This is a genomic window from Neorhizobium sp. 05N33 (assembly GCF_056397445.1).
The window spans coordinates 90483-109349 of sequence record NZ_JBFTNK010000010.1; the positions used below are offsets into that span (position 1 = coordinate 90483).

Here is an 18867-nt window from a genome sequence, read left to right on the forward strand (position 1 = left end):
GGCGGTCCCAGCGGAGCTTTCCATGAAGTTCAACTTCTTCCACCTGATGCCTTATCCCGATTACAACAAGCTGCCGCATGAATGGCCGGTCAGCACCCACGGGATCGACAGCACCCGAATCCAGGCGCTCTACAACGAATATATCGACGAGATGGTCGATGCCGAGAATTACGGTTTCGACTGGGTGGGCTGCAACGAGCACCATTTCAGCCCTTACGGCCTGATGTCGAACCCGAACCTGATCGCCGGCGCGCTCGCCCGCCAGACGTCCAAGGCGAAGATCGCCATCGTCGGTAACCTGCTGCCGCTGCTGAACCCGGTCCGCGTCGCTGAAGAATATGCGATGATCGACGTGATGTCGGGCGGCCGCCTCGTCGCCGGCTTCCTGCGCGGCATCCCGCACGAATACATCGCCTACAACATCCCCCCGAGCGAATCCCGCAGCCGGCTGCGGGAGGCGACCGAGCTGATCATCAAGTGCTGGACCGAGGACGAGCCCTTCGGCTGGGAAGGCGAGCACTATCAGTTCCCGGCTATCTCGATCTGGCCGAAGCCGATCCAGAAGCCGCATCCGCGCATCCTGATGTCCGCCAGCAACGCGGAATCGGCCGAATTCGTCGCCAAGATGCGCGCCATCATGGGCATCACGCTGATCCAGGACCTGTCGATCGCCAAGGCTGCTGTCGAGAATTTCAAGAAGACCGCCCGTTCCTACGGCTGGGAACCGACGCCGGACGATATCCTGGTCGGCCAGCAGATCTGCATTGCCGATACGGACGAGGCGGCCAGGCACCACATGGCCGCCGCCCAGACCTATTTCCACCAGACGCTGATGCGCCCGCAGCGCTCCGCCCAGCAGCTCGTGCTCGGGCAGAGCCGCTACTATACCGAGGCCGATGCCGGCGAGAATTTCCAGAAGCGCCTCGCAACGCTGCGCGGCCGCACGGTGGAAGAACAGATCGAAGCCGGTTCGATCATCTGCGGCAGCCCCCAATCGGTCATCAGGCAGATCAAGCGCCTGCGCCAGGAACTCGATTGCGGCCTGCTGAACCTGACGATCAAGGTCGGCAACATGCCGGGCAGCGTCGTTCGCCGCGGCATGGAACTGTTCCGCGACCGCGTCGCCCCCGAAGTCGCTGGCCTGTAAGAGGAGTTTGATCCATGAGCTTTGAATTGAAGACGATCGAGCTTTCCCGCGGCAGGCTCTCCTACCATGTCGGCGGCACGGGGCAGCCGGTTGTCTACCTGCATGCCGCCGGCGGCGTGATGCTGACCGAGCCGCTGAAGGCGCTGACCAGCAACCACACGGTCTATGCGCCGATCTGCCCGGGCTTCGACGGCACCGAGGGCAACGAAAGCCTGAAGACGGTGAGGGACTGGGCGGCCATGGTCGCCGAGTTCGCCGAAAAGCTGGTCGGCCCGCGGTTCGACGTGATCGGTTCCTCCTTCGGCAGCTGGTCGGCTTTGTGGCTTGCAGCCGAGCACCCGAAAATGGTCGACCACCTGATCCTCGGCGTGCCGGCCGGGTTCCGCTTCGGGGGCAAGGGCGGTTTGCCCGCCGATCCGGAAGATCGTTTCAAGGCGCTTTACGCCCATCCGCAGAAGATCAAGTCGACGCCGAAATCGCCTGAGGTCATGGCCAACAACGGCAAAACCTATGAGCGCCTCGCGAATGACATTCAGGTCGACGAGGCACTCAGTGCGCGCTTGCCCTCGATCGAGGCGGTGACGCTGATCCTGCTCGGCACCGAAGACAAGGTCGTGCCGGCGGAGGCCGGTGCGCACCTGAAGCGCAACATCCCGACCTCGCAGCGCGCCTTCATCTTCGACGCCGCCCATTCGATCGAGGTCGATCAGCCGGAACGTACACTGCGGCTCTGGACAGACTTCCTGAAGCGTGGCCCTGGCTACGTGCTCAACCAGGGACCGGAGGCCGCCTGACGCTATTCCCTTCCCAGGGGAAGCTTGGCCCAGACCTCGGTCTGGGCCTTTTTTCTTGTAGGGACATTGCGTTTTCCCTCATTCCGGTGGGCGCTCGGCTGTCGTCGAAAGAGAAAGGCTTTACAGGTCAATTTTCGCAAGCTGTAATTTTCAACATTGACGGATATAATGTGTCTATTATGAATTGATTTGCGTTTCGCTTCAGGAAGGCCCAAGAGCCGCATGCGGAATGCCATCGTCCGGGATATGTGGGACGATGTGAATGGGAGGAATGGCATGATCGGTGAAGACGTCAGGCGCAAGGAAGACAACCGGTTGATCACCGGCAAGGGCCAGTATGCCGACGACCTCAAATTCGAAAACACGGCCTATGCCGCCTTCGTCCGTTCGCCGCATGCTCATGCGAGCATCCGCAGCATCGACACGTCGGCCGCCCTCGACATGCCGGGCGTGCTCGCCGTGCTGACCGGCGAGGATATCGTTGCAGCAGGCATCGCGCCGATCCCGCATGCGATCGGCAGTTCGCAGTTCGGCTCCGACATCCGCATCAAGAACCATGACGGCACCGAGCGTGCCCGCACCCATCACCAGGCGCTGCCGACCGACCGTGCCCGTTTCGTCGGCGAGGCGGTGGCCATGGTGATCGCCGAAAGCACCAATCTCGCCAAGGATGCCGCCGAGGCAATCGAGATCGACTGGGAGGAGCTACCCTCCGTCGTGCGCGGCGTCGACGCTCTGGAAGAAGGTGCGCCGCAGCTCTGGGACCATGTGCCGGGCAACAAGGCGATGGATGGCGAAGTCGGCGACAGGGCCGGCACCGCAGAGGCTTTCGCCAAGGCAGCTCATGTCCTCGAATTTACCAGCTGGGCGCAGCGCGTCACCGGTGTCCACATGGAGCCGCGCTCCTCCGCCGCCGAATACGACCCGGAGACCGGCAGGTTCACCATCCACGCGTCCGGCGGCCATGGCGTGGTGATGATGCGCGAACAGATCGCTGCGTCTCTCGGCGTCGACATGGCCTTCGTGCGGGTCGTCGCGCCCCGCGATGTCGGCGGCAATTTCGGCACCCGCAACGCCACCTATCCGGAATTCGTGCTGTTGCCTTATGCCGCCAAGCTCACCGGCCGGCCGGTCAAACACCAGGCTGAGCGCATCGAGGCGTTCCTATCGGATTTCCAGGGCCGCGACCTGCATGTGAAGGCAAAGCTTGCGCTCGACGAAAACGGCAAATTCCTCGCTTTCCACTCGGTCAATACCAGCAATATCGGCGCCCATACGGTGTCCTATACGCCCCTCAACAAGGGCATCCAGCTGATGACCAGCCTTTACCGCGTGCCGGTCGCGCATGTGGAATTCCGCGCGGCGATGTCGAATACCGTGCCAACCATCCCCTATCGCAGCGCCGGCCGCCCCGAAGCCATGTACATCATCGAGCGGATGATCGACCTTGCCGCCCGCAAGTTCGGTTTCGACCGGGTGGAGCTACGGCGCATCAACATGATCCCGGAAGAGGCCTCTCCCTATTCCAACCCGATGGGCGTCACCTATGACAACGGCGACTATATCGGTTGTATGGACAAGGTACTCGAGATGGCCGACTGGAAGGGTTTTGAGGCGCGCCGCGCAGAAGCCCGCAGGCGCGGCATGTATCGTGGCATCGGCCTTTCCAACTATATCGAGGGCACCAGCGGCGTGCCGCGCGAGCGCGCCGAAATCACCATCGATCCGACCGCCGGCATCGTCGATGTCGTGATCGGCACCCAGAATACGGGGCAGGGGCATGAAACGGCATTCGCCCAGCTGGTCGGCTCCTTCCTCGGCATCTCCCACGAGGTCGTTCAGATCCGCGCCAGCGATACGGATTTCGTCTCGGCCGGCGGCGGTTCGCATTCCGGCCGGTCGCTGCGCTTTGCGAGCATCGTCATGCACAAGGCGACTGCCGAGATCATCGAGCGCGGCCGCAGGATCGCGGCCTTCATGCTGAATGTCGCCCCGGAAGAGATCGACTTCACCGACGGCCATTTTCGCGCCCGCGGATCGAATGGCGTCGTCAGCCTGTTCGAAGCGGCCCACGCTGCGGAAAACGATCTCGGCCTGCCGGACGAGCTGCGGGGCACGCTTGCGGCGATTTCCGACGAGACCACCCACGGGCTCGCCTATCCCTACGGTGCCGCGGTCTGCGAAATCGAGATCGATCCGGAAACCGGGTTCTTCCATATCCCGCGTTATTCGACGGTCGACGATGTCGGCAAGGCGCTGAACCCGATGATCGTCGATGGTCAGACCCATGGCGGCATCGTCCAGGGCGTCGGCCAGGCACTTTTCGAATGGTCGCATTACGACCAGGAGACAGGCCAGAACCTGTCGGCCACCTTCATGGACTATCAGGTGGCACGTGCTTCCGATTTCCCGAGCTTCGACACCCATATCAGCGAAGTGCCGGCCAAAAGCCATCCGCTCGGTTTCCGTCCGGGCGGCGAGGGTGGTACGACACCGTCGCTCGGCGTGACGATCAACTCCATCACCGATGCGCTCGCCGATCTCGGCGTCACCCATATCGAAATGCCGGCAACGCCCTCCCGTATCTGGGGAGCGATCCGGGCGGCAAAAGCCAAACAAGAAGCGTGAGGAGAAAACATTGTCCGACGTCCTGATCAATACCCGGGGGAACGTCCTCGAGATCACTCTCAACCGTCCCGACAAGGGCAATGCGCTGACGCCCGAGATGGCGCAGGCCATCACCGCTGCGCTGAAATCCCTGTCGCCGGAAACACGCGTCGTGCTGATGAACGCCAAGGGCGGCGATTTCTGCACCGGCCGCAGCGCCGCCATGCCGGCTGCCGGCAGTCGTGCCACGGCGCTCGACCTGCGCACCGCGATCTCCGATCCGGTCCTCGATTTTTATGAAGTGCTGCGCGAAATCCCGGTTCCGTTCATCACCGCCATCCGCGGCAGGGCCGCCGGCGTCGGCTGCGCCATCGCCGCGCTTGCGGACGTCGCGATCGCTGCCGAAAGCGCCACCTTCCAGGTGCCGGAAATGAACCACGACATCGCCCCGACGCTGGTCCTCAACGCGCTCGCTGACCGGGTTTCCCGCGCCACGCTGGCCCGGATGGTGTTCAGCCGCGACGTGATCCCCGCGACCGAAGCCAAGCTGCTCAGCATCGTCGGCATCACGGTCGCCGATGCCGGTATCGACGCCGAAGTCGAACGCGTGGTCGGCCAGCTCGAGAAGAACTCGGTGCCGACCGTGCGCGGCATCAAGGCATTTCTCTCGATGAGCCCGGAAACCTCCTTCGCCTCCCGCAAGGAACTGGCCGCACTGATCAACTGCGTTGCGACGGCGGAAAAGTTCCGCTGACATAGATCCGTAGCCAGGATCCCTTTCATCCACATGCCGGCACCTTCTCCCGTTGGGGAGAAGGGATGCGGAATAATGCTGTCATGTCTCGGGGAGTTAAGCCTTCTGATCGGCCACCTAGTCCGAATGCTTCATTGACCGGGTGCGGACCCGGCGTAGGATCGCTTTGGGTAAAACCCATTGGGCTGGGGGCTGACGGTATCTATGGAGGGTGCCATGCAGGAACCTGATATGCAGAAACTCGATGCACTTGTCGGTCGGCTGGTGGGCGATCTCGGCGCTGGCGTGTCCGGTGTTCTCGTCGTGCTCGGCGACCATCTCGGCCTGTTCCGGGCAATGATGGACGGACGGCTGCGATCCTCGATGGAAATAGCGGAAACGACGGGGCTGACCGAGCGCAATGTGCGCGAATGGCTCGCTGCCATGGCTGCGGCCGACTACGTCACGTTTGATGAAAAATCGAACAAGTTCGGCATGACGCCCGAGCAGGCGATGGTTTTTTCCAATGAGGACAGCCCGGCCTTTTTCGGGGGCGCTTTCGAAATCGTCCAGTCGATGTGGATGGACGAGCCGAAGGTGGAGGAAGCCTTCCGCACTGGCCGCGGGCTCGGATGGCACGAACACAGCACCTGCCTCTTCCGGGGCACCGAGCGCTTCTTCCGGCCCGGCTACAACAGCCATCTGGTCGACGAATGGATTCCGGCGCTTCAAGGCGTCAGGGAAAAGCTGGAGCGAGGGGCGGAGGTCGCCGACGTCGGCTGTGGCCATGGCGCCTCGACGATCCTCATGGCCAAGGCCTTTCCGAAGTCGCATTTCCACGGGTTCGACTACCACGCCCCTTCCATTGAGCGGGCGAAGCGCGCAGCACAGGAGGCTGGCGTCGACGACCGGGTGACGTTCCGCCAGGCGTCGGCGAAGGAATTCCCGGCGGGCAACTACGATCTCGTCGCCATGTTCGATTGCCTGCACGATATGGGCGATCCGGTCGGAGCGGGCCGTCATATCCGCGAGACGATGGCGAAGGGTGGCACCTGGATGATCGTCGAACCTTTCGCGCATGACGGTTTGAAGGACAATCTCAACCCGGTCGGGCGCGTTTATTACGGCGCCTCGACGATGATCTGCACCCCCGCCTCCATGGCGCAGGAGGTAGGCCTTGGCCTTGGAGCGCAGGCTGGGGAGATGAAGCTTCGCAAGGTGGTGCTCGACGCCGGCTATTCGCACTTCCGACGGTCGAGCGAAACTCCATTCAACATGATCTTCGAGGTGCGAGCCTGATTGCTTTGAAACTACGGTTCCGCACGCACAAGCGGATTGAAGCCCTGACGCCAGGAATTGCCGGCGGTGTCAGGGCTGCCGGCTAGTCTAAAGCGCCAGCCCTTCGGTCACCAGCGGAGCCAGCGCCTCCGTGGCCGCCGGCGAGATCTGCACGATCGCCCGCGCATCGAGATCGAACACGACGGCAACCGACTGCATCGTGCCGAATACCCGGCCGGTGAAGGGATCGACCATCCAGAAGATCAGCGACATGACCCGCTGGTCGGTTTTCTGCAACCCGCCCCAGATCTCGAAACAGTCGCCAAGACGCGGGGTTTCGCCATAAAGGATGCGGAATTCCAGCACCGCGCCGCCGACCTTGCCGGGCGGCGTTTCGGCATGTTTGCTGACGACTTCGCGGATCGGGCCGGTGAGCTGCTTCACCCCGCCGCCGACCGCGCCGATGAATTTCTGCGGGCCGAGGCGGTTGAAGGCGTCGCAGGCCTCCGGTTCGATCAGGCTCATCGCGGTGCGTTTCAGGCCGAGCGTGATTGCCCGGTCGCGGGAGGCGCTGATCGTCACCGGCTCATTGCCGGTGCCACGGGCGAGCGCTTCCTTGGGCGCCTCGACCAACGAGGCGGATGCGTTTTCGCGGAACGCCCATGGCCAGGGAAGGGGCGTCTTGAGGTCGGCCGTATCCACATGGGTCAGCCGCACCCTGAAGCTCGCGGCCAGCTGGCCGGAATGGCTGTTGTAAAGCATCAGCACCGCAAACGCCGTTCTCTCGCCGATCTCGAGGAAGCCGCCTGTCATATGCAGAGACGTACCGGCATGCGCTTCGCGATGGAAACGGATATGATGTTCGTTATAGGCGATCGTTGTGGCCGACGTCGGCGAGAACAGGCCCGTCAGGCCGTTGAGGCCGAACAGAACCGCCACGCCCTCATTGGCGCGGGCGACGTAATACTGGGTGTTCCAGTGGGCGTTCTCGTCCACTTCCCATTGGCGCACGCTGCCGCGCCAAACCTCGATCATTGGGGCTTCGGTCATTTCGCCCTCCCGTGCACTCACGCCGGCTCCTCCTGGAGAACGATGCGTCCCTTGACAGCGCCCTTGGAGAGCCGGCTCATCGCGTCGTTGATCGATGCTTTCGGGACGGCCTCATAGGGGATGGCGTCGAGCCTTCCGCTTTTGGCGAGTTCCACCAGATCCCGCAATTCCTGCAGCGAACCGGTGATGCTGCCGATCAGGCTCAGGCCCCCCTGCGCCATGCGCATGGTCGGGATGGTGAGCTGGCCGCCGAACATGCCGACCATGATGATGCGGCCGCCGCGCGCCAGCGCCGGGAAACAAAAGGCCGCCGTCTGGCTGTTGTTGACGAAATCGATGATGGTGCGCACCGGCCGGCCGACCGTATCGACGATCTTCTTCGTCACGTCGTCGCCGGTCGAAAGCACGGTTTTGTGGGCGCCGGCATCCGAGGCGATCTTCAGCTTCTCTTCGGAAACGTCGACCACGACGATGTTCTGGTGCCCGAGCGCCTTGAGGATGACGATGCCGCTGAGGCCGAGCCCGCCGGCCCCAACCACGACGATCGCCTCGTCTGGGCGAACCGGCATCGCCTTGCGGATGGCGGAATAGGCGGTGAGGCCGGAGCAGGCATAGGTGGCGGCAAGCGCCGGGTCGAGATCTCCGGTATCGATCAGGTAACGGCTGTGCGGCACCACTACATGGCTTCCGAACCCGCCGGGCCTGCGCATGCCGAGCGGCCGGCCTTGCATGCAGAGGTTCTCCTGTCCGGCACGGCAGGTTTCGCACGCGCCGCAACCGAGCCACGGATAAACGAGCCTGACATCGCCGACCTTCACGTCCGTCGCATCGGGGCCGATGGCGGTGACAGTGCCGAGGATTTCGTGGCCGAGGGTGAGCGGGCGCTTCATCCCGATACTGTCGATCGACACCTGTTTGTCGCCCATGTCGAAAATGCCCTTCCACAGGGTCAGGTCCGAATGGCAAAGCCCGCAATGGGATACCGAAACGACGACTTCCGAGCCCACCGGCTGCGGGTTCGCCTCCTCGACCTCCCGGAGCACTTCCGATGCTTCGAATACCTGCCATGACCGCATGATCCAGCTCCTCCCAGAGGTATGGAACATATCAGGGTGCCTGTTATGTGGCAATTGGGAAATGGCGTGATTGGTGGCTGGATGACGGAGGGGCCGGAGACCGCTACTCCACGTTCTCCTGCCCCTCGATCGCCGCCTCAGCGCCGGCAATCGCCTTGTCGAGCAGTTCCAGAAACGCTTGCCGCTCCTCGACGGACAAAAACCGCAGCAGGTCGGCCTCGTGCTGCGGCAGCGAGGTTTCCACCAGTGCGGCGGCGTCCAGCCCGGCCTTGGTGAGCCGCAGTTCGGAGACGCGGCCGTCATCGGCGGCGCGGTCGCGTTCGACGAGTTTGTGTTTGATGAGGGGACTAAGCGTCTGGACCAGGGTCGGCGGTTCGATGCGCAGCCGCCTTGCGAGCGCGATCTGGCTGATGCCGGGGTAACGGCGGATCAAGAGCAGCACACCGCCCTGGACCGGCGTGACGGCGAGCGAGCGGGCGCGAAACCAGTTCTGCCAGTGGATGCCGAACAGCGCCTGCAGGCGGCGGATGCGGATGCCGACGACACCGTCGAGAAGGACGGCATGGCCGTCCCTCTCTGCCGATGGGTTCGGCTCCGAACTCATGTCTTGTCCCAGTTGCCGTAGACCTTCACGTCCATCGCGCCGATGCCTTCGAACGCGCCGTGCAGCACGTCGCCGGGAGCGATCGGGGCTACACCTTCCGGCGTGCCGGTCATGATGATGTCGCCCGGATAAAGCGTGTAGGCCTTGCTGGCGAATTCGATCAGCTTCTGGACATTGAAGATCAGCATGTTGGTGTTCGATTTCTGCCGGCTCTCGCCGCCGATCGTCAGTTCGAAATCGAGATCGTTCGGGTTCGGGATCTCGTCGGCGGTCACCACATAAGGGCCGAGCACGCTGAACGTGTCGAGCGACTTGCGGTAGCTGCGCTCTTCCGGGCCGCGGATGGTGATGTCGTAACAGATCGCATAACCGGCGACGTAATCCAGCGCATCGGCTTCCGACACGCGAAAACCTTTTTTGCCGATGATCACGGCAAGTTCGATCTCGTGGTCGGTGCGCCGGTCCGCCCAGTCGACGACGACGCCTTCCGAGGGGCCGACCAGCGAGCTCACCGCCTTCAGGAATACGCCGGCCTCGGCGATCGGCTTGATCTTCATGCCGTGATGCAACTGGTCGCTGTCCAGCACTTCGTCGAGATGGAGCCGGTAGTTAACCGGCGCGCCGACGATCTTGCCGGGATTGGCGATCGGGCTGAGAAGCGCGACTTCGGACAGCGGCTTCGAAGCCGCGGTCTTCGCCATCTCCTCCATGACGGGGCGCAGCTCGGCGAAATGGGCCATGAACTGGTCGCCATGGGGAAAGGGGTAACGGTAATTCGGCAGGCGATCGAGGACGCTGGTGACATCCTTCACCTGATCGCCGACGACCACGCCGAGACGATTATCGTCGTAGCGGCAAAAACGCATGATTTCTCTCCCTGATCTCGTTCGCTCAGACGCGGGTGCGGTCTTCGCGGAAATAGCCCAGCTTCTCCTGCGCCACGCGGTCGGAGAAGCAGAATACGACGACGTCCTCGTTGGCTTTGAACGAGCGCCACGACCAGCCCGGCACGACGATCACGTCCTTGGGGCCGAAGTCGAAGGTTTTGGCGCCTATCGTGATCGAGCCGGTGCCTTCGGCGATGCACATGACGATGTGGTCCGTGGAGCGGATTTTCGCCGTTTCCATGCCCTTCGGGAAATGGCTGAGCCATGCGGACATGGTCGGCATCGTCCAGCCGCCGTCGATCGGGTTGGCATAGCGCAGCGTCGTGCCGATATGGGCGTCGATTTCTTCGCCACGCGAGGCGCGGTAGAGGGCTTCGCGGCTGCGCTCATAGGGATAGTTGAAGATCGGCGTCGTCTGGCCATAGGGGCTTGTGTCGCCAATCGGCATCATGCCGGAACCGAAACGGGCAAGCGAGTCGCCTTCGGGCCGAAGCAGTTCCTGTTCGGTGTCGTCGGAATCCTCGCGGAACACCGCCTCGAAAAAGGCGATCATCGGCACGTCGAGACCGTCCAGCCAGGCGGCCGGATCGGAACCGTCATTGCCGTGGTCGTGCCAGGCCCAGACGGGCGTGATGACGAAATCGCCAAACGCCATGCGGGTGCGCTCGCCGCCGACGGTCGTATAGGCGCCCGAACCTTCCAGCATGAAGCGCAGCGCCGACGGCGTGTGGCGATGAGCCGGCGCCACTTCGCCCGGCATGATGATCTGGATGCCGGCGTAAAGCGTCGAGGTGGCCCGCGACTGGGCCGGGAAGGCGGGGTTCTCGAGGATCAGCACCCGGCGCTCCGCCTCTTCGGCGGTCAGCAGACTGCCGGATTCGAGGATCAGGGGGCGGATGTCGTCATAACGCCAGCGATGCGCCTGTGCCTTCGAAGTCGGCTCGGGCGGCAGCATGCCCTTCATCACTTCCCAGAGGGGCGCCATGTTGTGCGGCTTGAGCCGCGCATAAAATTCTTCCCGCTTCGCAACGGTGGTGGCATCGATCTCGCGCATGAAATCCTCCTCCTTGGCTCCTCCAGCCGAAGATCGTAAGGTATACTAATTAATTTGAGGAGGTCAATTGGGATGGGGGCCTCTAGTCTTCATACCGCAGTCGCGAAACGCTCTTGCTTACGTAACACTATTTCAGCATGCTACCTTAACGCGTGAAGGGACGACGATGCGATCGATATTGCTGGCGGTGCTATGCGCCTCAGTCGCGGGTTGCAATAACGCCACGACATCTGAGCAATGGCGTGAGGTTGAGCCGACGACAAAGAATAGCAGATTTGAGAAAGCCAAAGCTATCTGTAATGGGCGTGCCGGCCAGACGCAGATCATAGCTGGAAGGTTATGGATCGCTGGGGCAATTGCTGCAGATAGTACGTTCAAGGGCTGTATGGCTGAGCAGGGGTTTGTGCAATGAGGGGAAAGCCGGTCCTCATAGCGAATGTCCCATATTATCAACTACAGGATCTTTCGGAGATTCTGGTGCGATTTGGTGGTTCGTACTCTATGGCGCCGCCTACTGCAGGAGCATTTAACGGAGTGGACGTGCGTTGCACTTTCTCCGACGCTTCTCAAAAACCGGCCTTCAAAAAAGCTTGGTCTCAATTCTTGGGCGATACCAGCAAGGACTTATAGCCTAACGCTTGTAGGGCGAAGTCCTAAACACCGCCCTCTAAACAAAATCACCGTCCCGCCGTGCTCTTCGCCCGGGTCGGCTTCGGCGGCGCGGGAGGCTTGATCTTGTCCTCGCCCTTTGCCCCGCGGCCGGGCGCGCCGAGCCGTTCGGAAAGCCGGTGGGCGGCGGCCATCAGGGCGTCGATCGTCGGTTTCTTGCGGGGGCCGGCGAGCTGTTTGTCGGAGCCGAGCACGGTCATGGTCGCGACGATCCGGCCGCTATAATCGAAGACCGGCGCGGCGATGGCGGCGAAGCTCGAATTTATGCTGTTGACCGTCATCGCGTAACCTTGGTGGCGCACGGTCTCGATGATCTTCTGGATTTCCTTGGTGCTGGTAACGCGCGGCGAGAGCGAGGCCGCGTCATCCGACGAATCCCGCTTGGCCGCGGCAATTTCGTCCTGCCGCACCGCCATGGTCTCGCTCTCGTCGAGATAGGTGAGGAAGACCTGGCCGGTCGCCGAGGTCAGGAGCGGCAGCACGTAGCCGAGGCGCACGGCAAGCGATCCCTGCCGCTCGCCGTCCACCTTGGAAACGATGCCCGGGCCGCGATCGCCCCAGAGCGAAAGATAGGTGGCGAAACCGGCGCTGCGCTGCAGCGCTGCGAGTTCTTCGCGGGCGAATTCCACCACGTCGAGCTGGCGGATGGCCGACAGGCCGAGCTGGATCGCGAAACGGCCAAGCCCGTAATGCCCGGTGACCGGATCCTGGAAGGCGACGCCCTCCTTGACGAAGCTGACGAGGTAGAGATGCGCCTTGCTTGGCGGCATGCCGGCGGCGGCGGCGATATCGCGCAGCGGCAGCGGGCCGTTCGCCGCCTCCATGGCGCGAATGACCTGGAAGCCGACCTCGATCGATTGAATGCGGCGCTGGGTCCATTCCACCGGCGCCTTGGTCTTATCTGACGGCATCCTAAATCCCCTGTGTTCCCAGTTGATTATATTTATATCTGTAGCAGGTCGAGCCCGCTTTAAACGTAGTTTTCCACAGCACGGAAGGCGGCGGCCAGATCATTCGCATCGAGCATCCGTTCCTGGTTGACCAGGAATGGGCTTTTCGCGCAGGCTGCGCCAAGATTTTCGATCGCCGTATCGCCGATATCGGGCATGCCGAGGTCGACAAGCCGGCGCGGCATGCCGATCTCGTCATAGAAGCCGAACAGCGTCGTCAGTTCGTCCTCGGGGCGGCCTTCCGCCATCGCCTGCACCAGCGTGCCGTAAGCGGCATGTTCGCCATGCAGCGACTGTTTTCGCACCGGCTCGATCGCGCCGAGTTCGGTCGCGACCGCATGGGCAATGGAGAGACCGGTATTTTCAAACGCAACGGCGCTGAGCCAGAGGATGGCCTCGACGACGGCTTCGAGATCCGGCGTCACCTCGCCGGTGCCGGCCACCCGCATGGCACCCGGTCCGTGTTCGAGCAGCATCCGGTAACAGACGTCGCCGAGCATCACGCCGGTCTTCAAGGGCCGCGTGCCCTGCTTGGAAAGGCCGGTGCCCTTCCAGGCGCCTTCCGTCTCGAACTTTGCGGTCAGCGCATCGCCGATGCCGCCGAGCAGCAGCCGGGCAGGGGCCTTGGCGATGATCGCGGTGTCGACGATCACGAAAGCCGGGTTCTGGTCCATCTGCTCGACGGCAATCATCCGGTGGTGGTCGTCATAGATGACGATGCCGCGGGTCGAGGGCGCATCGGTGGACGCGACCGTCGGTACGCTGACGAAGGGCAGGCCGGTGCGGCGAGAAACACCCTTGGCAACGTCGAGCGTGCGCCCGCCGCCGATGCCGACAACCACTTCGCCGCCCCTGGCGCGCACCATTTCGGCCAGGCGGTCCATTTCCCTGTGGGTGACGTCCGCGTCGAAGGGGATCACGGTTGGCGTGATGTCCTGCCGGTTCAGGGTCTCGGTGAGATCCGCCTCGATATGCGGAAGCACCACGGCGTCGCAGATCGCCACGACCGAACGGCCGAGCGTCGCGGCCTTTTCGCCGAGCTGGCTCAGGGCTCCCGGGCCTTGAATATAAAAGGCCAGCGCCCGGAATATACGTGTCATGCCTCCCCCCGGAATGCTGTAACGCCGAATGCTATACAACATTATCAAAGGAAATGGGAGCTTGGCTAAGGTCGTATTGACTTGGGGTCGATTACTCCGGTCGGCCTGGAGTTCACACGAGATCGGCGAGGTAGGTGTTTTCCGCCCGCGACCGGGTGTAGGCCGCCGGATCGACCTCGGCGATGATCAGGGCTTCGCCCTCGGCGGGTGCTTCGGCAATCAGCTTGCCGTCGGGCGCCGCGATCCGCGAAAGGCCGGCATAGGCGAACAGGGCGTCTGAACCAGAGTGGTTGATATAGGCGACAAAAACCTGGTTCTCGAAGGCGCGGACCTGGATCATGTGCTCGGCGATGAACTGACCGGACCAGCCGGTCGGCAGCGCCGTCGGCACGACCACGAGATCGGCGCCGCCTTTCGCGAGCTGGCGGATGTTTTCCGGAAATTCCACATCGTAGCAGATCAGGAAACCGAGCCTAATGCCGCCGAGCGTCACCAGAACCTGGCGGCGGTCCTCTTGGGCGAACCATTTGCGCTCATAGGGGCCGTAGAGATTGCATTTGCGGTAGACCGCCGTCTGCCCCATGCCGTCGGTGAAGAAGGCGCTGTTGAAGGTGTTTTCGAAGGTCTTTTCGGCAAAGCCGGCGACGATCGCCAGGCCATGTTTTGAAGCGATCTCCGACAGCCGGTCGGTCACCGGGCCATGGGCGGGCGTGGCGAGATCGGGGAATTTCTCCGCCGCGCCATATCCGGTCAGCGCCAGCTCCGGCGCGATCAGCAGCGCGGCGCCCATGGCGGCAGCTTCGTCAGCTGCCGCTTCGATCTTGGCGAGGTTCGCCTCGATGTCGCCGACGACGGGCTGCATCTGGAAACCGGCGATCTTCATGGGCTTTCCCCTTTAGCGCTCGTCCGACATGGCGCCGAGCAGTTTCGGCAGGTCGCCGAACCGGGCCACCAGACCGAAGACGACTGCCGCGATGACCAGGAACAGCACCGTCACGGCGGCCATGGTCGGCGTGTAGCCGTAGCGCAGCGCGTTGAAGATCTTGATCGGCAGGGTTTCCATGGTGAAGCCGACGGTCATGTAGGCGACGATATACTCGTTCAGCGACAGAACGAAGGCGAAGGCGTAACCGGAGACGAGATAGGGCAGGATCAGCGGCAGCACGACGGTGCGGAAAATCTTGCCGTCATCGGCGCCCATGGTGGCAGCGGCCTCCACCAGCGAACGGTCGATGGCCGAAAAGCCGAGCGACAGCGTGACAAGCGGCAGGGTGACGAAAAAGATGCCGTGGCTGATCACCGCCGTCCATGCCTGGCCGTAGAAACCGGTGGTCGCCCAGAAGGTGAGGAGGCCCAGCGCGGTAATGACCGGCGGCAGGGTGAAGGGTGCGACACCGAGAAGCTGGAAGATGTTGGCCCAGGGGGCGACCCGCCGCCACAGGAACCAGGCAAGCGGCAGGGCGATCAGCAGCGCCAGCAAAGCCGAGGAGGCGGCAAGCGTCAGCGAGGCGATCAGCGCATTGCGCCATTCGGCATTGCTGAAGATCTGGCCGTACCAGGAGAGCGAAAAGCCCTGCGGCGGAAAGGCGAGCGTCTGGCGCGCGTTGATCGAGACGCCGGCAACGACGATCAGCGGCAGGGCCAGGAACAGGCCGACGGCGAAGAAGAACAGGCGGCGCAGCGCGGTCATTTTGCCTCCCTCTGCTTTCCGGCGTAAAGCGCAAGGCCCACCAGCGCCAGCGACACGAGCACGAGGAAAACGGCCATGGCGGCGGCAAACGGCATGTTCGACTGGTAGATCGCCTGGTCAGTGATCAGCACCGACAGCGTCCACTGCTGCGGCCTTCCGAGCAGCTGGGGCAGCAGGTAGGAGCCGAGCGCAAAGATGAAGACCATGATCAGCGTTGCCAGAATGGTATTGCGCAGCGCCGGCACCACGACGGTGAAGAAGGCCTTGACCGGCGAGGCGCCGAGCGTGCGGGCCGCTTCCGTCAGCGTCGGGTCGAGCCGTACCAGCGCCGGATAGAGGACCAGGACCGTATAGGGGAAGGCCTGATAGGTCATGGCGGTCATGACCGCCCCGAAACTCGGGGTCAGCGCCTGGGCCTGGGCCATCAGCCCCAGCCAGGCGAACAGGTTGGTGATGCCGGCCGTGCGCGAAAACAGCGTCGACCAGGCAAAGCCGATCATCACTTCCGAGAGCGACAGGATGGACAAGAGCGCCACCAGCCAGACGATCTGGATTCTTCGAGGCGAGCGGGAGAGCAGATAGGTGAAGGGAATGCCGATCACCACGCAGGTGGCCGCAACTGCGATCGCCAGGAACAGCGAAAAGCCGAGGACCTTGCCGAAGAACAGGCTGAGGAAACGGGCGTAATTGTCGAACACGAAGGCCGGCGTATAAAAGCCGCCCTGTTCGCGCTGGAAAAAGGACACGGCGATCATCGTGGCGAACGGCACCACGAAGAACACGATCAGCATGCCCGCCGGGAAAAGGAGCGGTCCGTAATCGGCAAGACGCTGCGGCGGTTCGCGTCTCATCGGGCGAGCACCACGCTGGTGGCCGGATCGAGCCTGATGCCGACGCTCTGGCCGACCGAGACGTCCGGCCGGTTGCGCGGCGAAGATACCGCGATCACCTGGGTGCCGGCCGCTTCCACGAAAGTTTCGATGGCGCCGCCGAGATCGCGGATGAAGGTGACCGTGCCGGCGATCGCGCCGTGGCCGGGGGCGGTGAGCTGCACGTCTTCCGGCCGCACCGACAGCATGCCTTTTGCAGCGCCTGCGGGGAGCGCGATGCCCTCGACCAATTCGCCGAGCACGCTGGCGCGTCCGGCGCTGTCGGCTTCCAGGGGCAGGAGGTTGGTCTGGCCTATGAAGTCGGCGACGAAACTGTCGGCCGGGCGGCGGTAGATATCGACCGGGGCGGCCGCCTGGCGGATCTCGCCGCCATTCATGACGACGACCGTGTCGGCCATGGTCATCGCTTCGCGCTGGTCGTGGGTGACGACGATGGTGGTGATGCCGAGCCGCTGCTGCAGCTGGCGCAGTTCCACCTGCATCGCCTCGCGTAGTTTCGCATCGAGCGCCGACAGCGGTTCGTCGAGCAGGAAGAGCTTTGGCGAGATGGCCAGGGCGCGGGCGATCGCCACACGCTGCCTCTGGCCGCCGGAAAGTTTTGCCACGGAGCGATCCGCGAAGCCCGGCAGATGGATCATCGCCAAGAGCTCGTCGACGCGTTTCTTCTGCACATCCTTGGCCACGCCGCGGATGCGCAGCGAATAGGCGATGTTCTCGCCGACCGTCAGGTGCGGAAACAGCGCCAGCGACTGGAAGACCATGCCGAGATCGCGCTTGTGGGTGGGTACCGCAGTGATGTCGGCGCCGCCAAGCTCGATGGAGCCATTGGTCGGAAGATCCAGCCCGGCGATCATCCGCATCAGCGTGGTCTTGCCGCAGCCGGACGGCCCGAGCAGGCAGACGAACGTACCGTCCGGAACCGAAAGGCTCACGTCGTTGATGGCCGTGAAGTTGCCGAACTGCTTCGTCACATGGTTGAGGTTCAATCCGGACATTCGGTCTCCGTACGTCTTGGCAGGGCTAGTGCCCCTCATCCGGCTGCCGCCACCTTCTCCCCGCTCGCGGGGAGAAGGAATATGCCGCACCGCCTCGGCTATCGCAAACTTGAGCGTTGGGCACGTCCCCTCTCCCCGCAAGCGGGGAGAGGGCTAGGGTGAGGGGCTGCCCTGGAACGCGAGGCTGTGATCACCCTGCGATCATCTCCGTCCACTTCTGGTTCAGGAAGTCGGACTTGGTCTGGTAGAGATCGTAACGCGGGATGATCGGCTCGATATCGGAGGAGACCGAGGCGAATTCGGCGGCGGTGAGGTCGAGCAGGTCGCGCTTGACGGTCGGCGAGGTGCCGACTTTGCGCGACAGGGTCGCTTGGATCGCCGGCTGGCACATGTAGTTGATGAACGTATGTGCTTCCTCGGTCTTCTTCGAGGCACGCGACAGCGCCCAGCAGCCGCTGTCCTGGATGCCGCCTTCCTTCGGGAAGGTCGAGCGGACCGGGCTCCCTTGCGAGGCGGCAAGGCCGGTGACGTCGTGGTAATACTGACCCATCGGGATTTCGCCCGACTTCAGCGCCTGTTCGAACTGCGCCTCGTCGCGATACCAGAGGCGGACGTTCGGCTTCACTTCCGAGAGCTTCTCGAGCGCCTTGAGGATGCCCTCGTCGGTATCCAGCGCCTTGGTGCCGCCCATGAAGGTCTTCGCCGTCACTTCGAGCAGGAAGGAGTTGGAGACGAGCGCGAGCAGGCCGAGCTTGTCGGCATTCGCCTTGTCCCACAGGGCAGCCCAGGAGGTCGGGGCTTCCTTATAGGCCTGCGTATTGGTCACCAGCGTGATGTACCAGGAGACGGCGCCGATGCCGGCGATTTTGCCGTCCGGGTACTTGTTGACGAAGTGGTCGATGAGGTTCTTGGAATTCGGCAGCTTGGCAGCGTCGAGGGGCGCCCAGAGCTTGGTCGTCTGGCCCTTCAGCATCGCGACCTGCGACATCATCGAGACGTCGGCCGGAGCCGCACCCGCTTTGGCGGCCTGTTCAAGCTGAACCAGCCAGGCTTCGCCGGTCGGCTCGGCGACGGATTCAATCGCGATGCCGGTCGCCTTGGTGAAGTCCGGAAAGATGTTCTTGTCGAACGAATCCTTGAAGAAGCCGCCATAGACGCCGACCTTCAGCGACTTGTCCTGGGCGCGCAGCACCGAGGGCATGGCCAGCATGGAGGCGCCGGCGAGACCGGCACCGAGCACGCCGCGGCGTCCGAGTTTGGCGTTCAGAATGTCACGCATGATGTTCTCCTTTGTTTTTTGGGCCTGCCGGTGCTTTGCCGGCTGGCGAGTTCCCTTGTTGTCA

The 18867-nt window shown here is 63.2% G+C and carries 17 protein-coding genes; 5 read left to right on the top strand and 12 right to left on the bottom strand.

What is annotated here, in order from left to right; genetic code table 11:
- The first annotated feature begins 22 nt into the window (after window positions 1-22).
- The 5 genes from AC1DLT_RS22515 to AC1DLT_RS22535 all read left to right on the top strand — a co-directional run bounded on the left by AC1DLT_RS22515 (window position 23) and on the right by AC1DLT_RS22535 (window position 6580).
- Window positions 23-1147, top strand: coding sequence for an LLM class flavin-dependent oxidoreductase (locus tag AC1DLT_RS22515; protein ID WP_477488224.1), 1125 nt, complete (start codon window positions 23-25; stop codon window positions 1145-1147).
- A gap of 14 nt (window positions 1148-1161) precedes the next feature.
- Complete coding sequence (locus AC1DLT_RS22520; RefSeq protein WP_477488225.1) at window positions 1162-1941, top strand: alpha/beta fold hydrolase; 780 nt, start codon at window positions 1162-1164, stop codon at window positions 1939-1941.
- Between the two features lie 276 nt (window positions 1942-2217).
- Window positions 2218-4569: a xanthine dehydrogenase family protein molybdopterin-binding subunit gene (locus AC1DLT_RS22525; RefSeq protein ID WP_477488226.1), complete on the top strand. Its 2352-nt coding sequence runs from the start codon at window positions 2218-2220 to the stop codon at window positions 4567-4569.
- Window positions 4570-4579: 10 nt separating this feature from the next.
- Entirely contained in the window at window positions 4580-5302 is a 723-nt protein-coding gene (locus tag AC1DLT_RS22530; RefSeq protein WP_477488227.1) for an enoyl-CoA hydratase/isomerase family protein, read from the top strand.
- A 216-nt stretch (window positions 5303-5518) separates the two neighbouring features.
- On the top strand, window positions 5519-6580 hold the full coding sequence (locus AC1DLT_RS22535; RefSeq protein ID WP_477488228.1) for a class I SAM-dependent methyltransferase: 1062 nt from the start codon (window positions 5519-5521) through the stop codon (window positions 6578-6580).
- An 87-nt stretch (window positions 6581-6667) separates the two neighbouring features.
- Here AC1DLT_RS22535 and AC1DLT_RS22540 read toward each other — a convergent pair whose 3' ends face one another.
- The 12 genes from AC1DLT_RS22540 to AC1DLT_RS22595 all read right to left on the bottom strand — a co-directional run bounded on the left by AC1DLT_RS22540 (window position 6668) and on the right by AC1DLT_RS22595 (window position 18803).
- The gene (locus AC1DLT_RS22540) at window positions 6668-7609 is read right to left on the bottom strand and encodes a thioesterase family protein (protein ID WP_477488229.1); all 942 of its coding nucleotides are present in this window, start codon (window positions 7607-7609) and stop codon (window positions 6668-6670) included.
- Window positions 7610-7626: 17 nt separating this feature from the next.
- Entirely contained in the window at window positions 7627-8685 is a 1059-nt protein-coding gene (locus tag AC1DLT_RS22545; RefSeq protein ID WP_477488230.1) for an alcohol dehydrogenase, read from the bottom strand.
- Window positions 8686-8788: 103 nt separating this feature from the next.
- A complete protein-coding gene (locus AC1DLT_RS22550; RefSeq protein ID WP_477488231.1) occupies window positions 8789-9289 on the bottom strand; it encodes a MarR family winged helix-turn-helix transcriptional regulator in 501 nt (166 codons plus the stop codon).
- Window positions 9286-10155 (bottom strand): fumarylacetoacetate hydrolase family protein, encoded by an 870-nt coding sequence (locus AC1DLT_RS22555; protein WP_477488232.1) that lies wholly within the window; start codon window positions 10153-10155, stop codon window positions 9286-9288. The genes AC1DLT_RS22550 and AC1DLT_RS22555 overlap by 4 nt, the downstream gene beginning before the upstream one ends.
- A gap of 25 nt (window positions 10156-10180) precedes the next feature.
- Window positions 10181-11230: a gentisate 1,2-dioxygenase gene (gene gtdA / locus AC1DLT_RS22560; RefSeq protein WP_477488233.1), complete on the bottom strand. Its 1050-nt coding sequence runs from the start codon at window positions 11228-11230 to the stop codon at window positions 10181-10183.
- A 677-nt stretch (window positions 11231-11907) separates the two neighbouring features.
- Window positions 11908-12810, bottom strand: coding sequence for an IclR family transcriptional regulator (locus AC1DLT_RS22565; RefSeq protein WP_477488234.1), 903 nt, complete (start codon window positions 12808-12810; stop codon window positions 11908-11910).
- A 59-nt stretch (window positions 12811-12869) separates the two neighbouring features.
- Window positions 12870-13949, bottom strand: a complete 1080-nt coding sequence (locus tag AC1DLT_RS22570; protein WP_477488235.1) for an iron-containing alcohol dehydrogenase — start codon at window positions 13947-13949, stop codon at window positions 12870-12872.
- A gap of 112 nt (window positions 13950-14061) precedes the next feature.
- Complete coding sequence (locus tag AC1DLT_RS22575; protein WP_477488236.1) at window positions 14062-14832, bottom strand: carbon-nitrogen hydrolase family protein; 771 nt, start codon at window positions 14830-14832, stop codon at window positions 14062-14064.
- A 12-nt stretch (window positions 14833-14844) separates the two neighbouring features.
- Window positions 14845-15639, bottom strand: a complete 795-nt coding sequence (locus AC1DLT_RS22580) for an ABC transporter permease (protein ID WP_477488237.1) — start codon at window positions 15637-15639, stop codon at window positions 14845-14847.
- Entirely contained in the window at window positions 15636-16490 is an 855-nt protein-coding gene (locus AC1DLT_RS22585; RefSeq protein WP_477488238.1) for an ABC transporter permease, read from the bottom strand. Before AC1DLT_RS22585 ends, AC1DLT_RS22580 begins: the two co-directional genes overlap by 4 nt.
- Window positions 16487-17524: an ABC transporter ATP-binding protein gene (locus AC1DLT_RS22590; RefSeq protein ID WP_477488239.1), complete on the bottom strand. Its 1038-nt coding sequence runs from the start codon at window positions 17522-17524 to the stop codon at window positions 16487-16489. Before AC1DLT_RS22590 ends, AC1DLT_RS22585 begins: the two co-directional genes overlap by 4 nt.
- A gap of 190 nt (window positions 17525-17714) precedes the next feature.
- Entirely contained in the window at window positions 17715-18803 is a 1089-nt protein-coding gene (locus AC1DLT_RS22595; RefSeq protein WP_040124093.1) for an ABC transporter substrate-binding protein, read from the bottom strand.
- Window positions 18804-18867: the final 64 nt, after the last annotated feature.

Bases quoted from the DNA above. Each gene is read 5' to 3' on its own strand.
- AC1DLT_RS22550 (WP_477488231.1), bottom strand. From the start codon at position 9,289: ATGAGTTCGGAGCCGAACCCATCGGCAGAGAGGGACGGCCATGCCGTC.
- AC1DLT_RS22545 (WP_477488230.1), bottom strand. From the start codon at position 8,685: ATGCGGTCATGGCAGGTATTCGAAGCATCGGAAGTGCTCCGGGAGGTC.
- AC1DLT_RS22595 (WP_040124093.1), bottom strand. From the start codon at position 18,803: ATGCGTGACATTCTGAACGCCAAACTCGGACGCCGCGGCGTGCTCGGT.
- AC1DLT_RS22575 (WP_477488236.1), bottom strand. From the start codon at position 14,832: ATGAAGATCGCCGGTTTCCAGATGCAGCCCGTCGTCGGCGACATCGAG.
- AC1DLT_RS22515 (WP_477488224.1), top strand. From the start codon at position 23: ATGAAGTTCAACTTCTTCCACCTGATGCCTTATCCCGATTACAACAAG.
- AC1DLT_RS22585 (WP_477488238.1), bottom strand. From the start codon at position 16,490: ATGAGACGCGAACCGCCGCAGCGTCTTGCCGATTACGGACCGCTCCTT.
- gtdA (WP_477488233.1), bottom strand. From the start codon at position 11,230: ATGCGCGAGATCGATGCCACCACCGTTGCGAAGCGGGAAGAATTTTAT.
- AC1DLT_RS22580 (WP_477488237.1), bottom strand. From the start codon at position 15,639: ATGACCGCGCTGCGCCGCCTGTTCTTCTTCGCCGTCGGCCTGTTCCTG.
- AC1DLT_RS22570 (WP_477488235.1), bottom strand. From the start codon at position 13,949: ATGACACGTATATTCCGGGCGCTGGCCTTTTATATTCAAGGCCCGGGA.
- AC1DLT_RS22535 (WP_477488228.1), top strand. From the start codon at position 5,519: ATGCAGGAACCTGATATGCAGAAACTCGATGCACTTGTCGGTCGGCTG.
- AC1DLT_RS22525 (WP_477488226.1), top strand. From the start codon at position 2,218: ATGATCGGTGAAGACGTCAGGCGCAAGGAAGACAACCGGTTGATCACC.
- AC1DLT_RS22520 (WP_477488225.1), top strand. From the start codon at position 1,162: ATGAGCTTTGAATTGAAGACGATCGAGCTTTCCCGCGGCAGGCTCTCC.
- AC1DLT_RS22590 (WP_477488239.1), bottom strand. From the start codon at position 17,524: ATGTCCGGATTGAACCTCAACCATGTGACGAAGCAGTTCGGCAACTTC.
- AC1DLT_RS22540 (WP_477488229.1), bottom strand. From the start codon at position 7,609: ATGACCGAAGCCCCAATGATCGAGGTTTGGCGCGGCAGCGTGCGCCAA.
- AC1DLT_RS22555 (WP_477488232.1), bottom strand. From the start codon at position 10,155: ATGCGTTTTTGCCGCTACGACGATAATCGTCTCGGCGTGGTCGTCGGC.
- AC1DLT_RS22565 (WP_477488234.1), bottom strand. From the start codon at position 12,810: ATGCCGTCAGATAAGACCAAGGCGCCGGTGGAATGGACCCAGCGCCGC.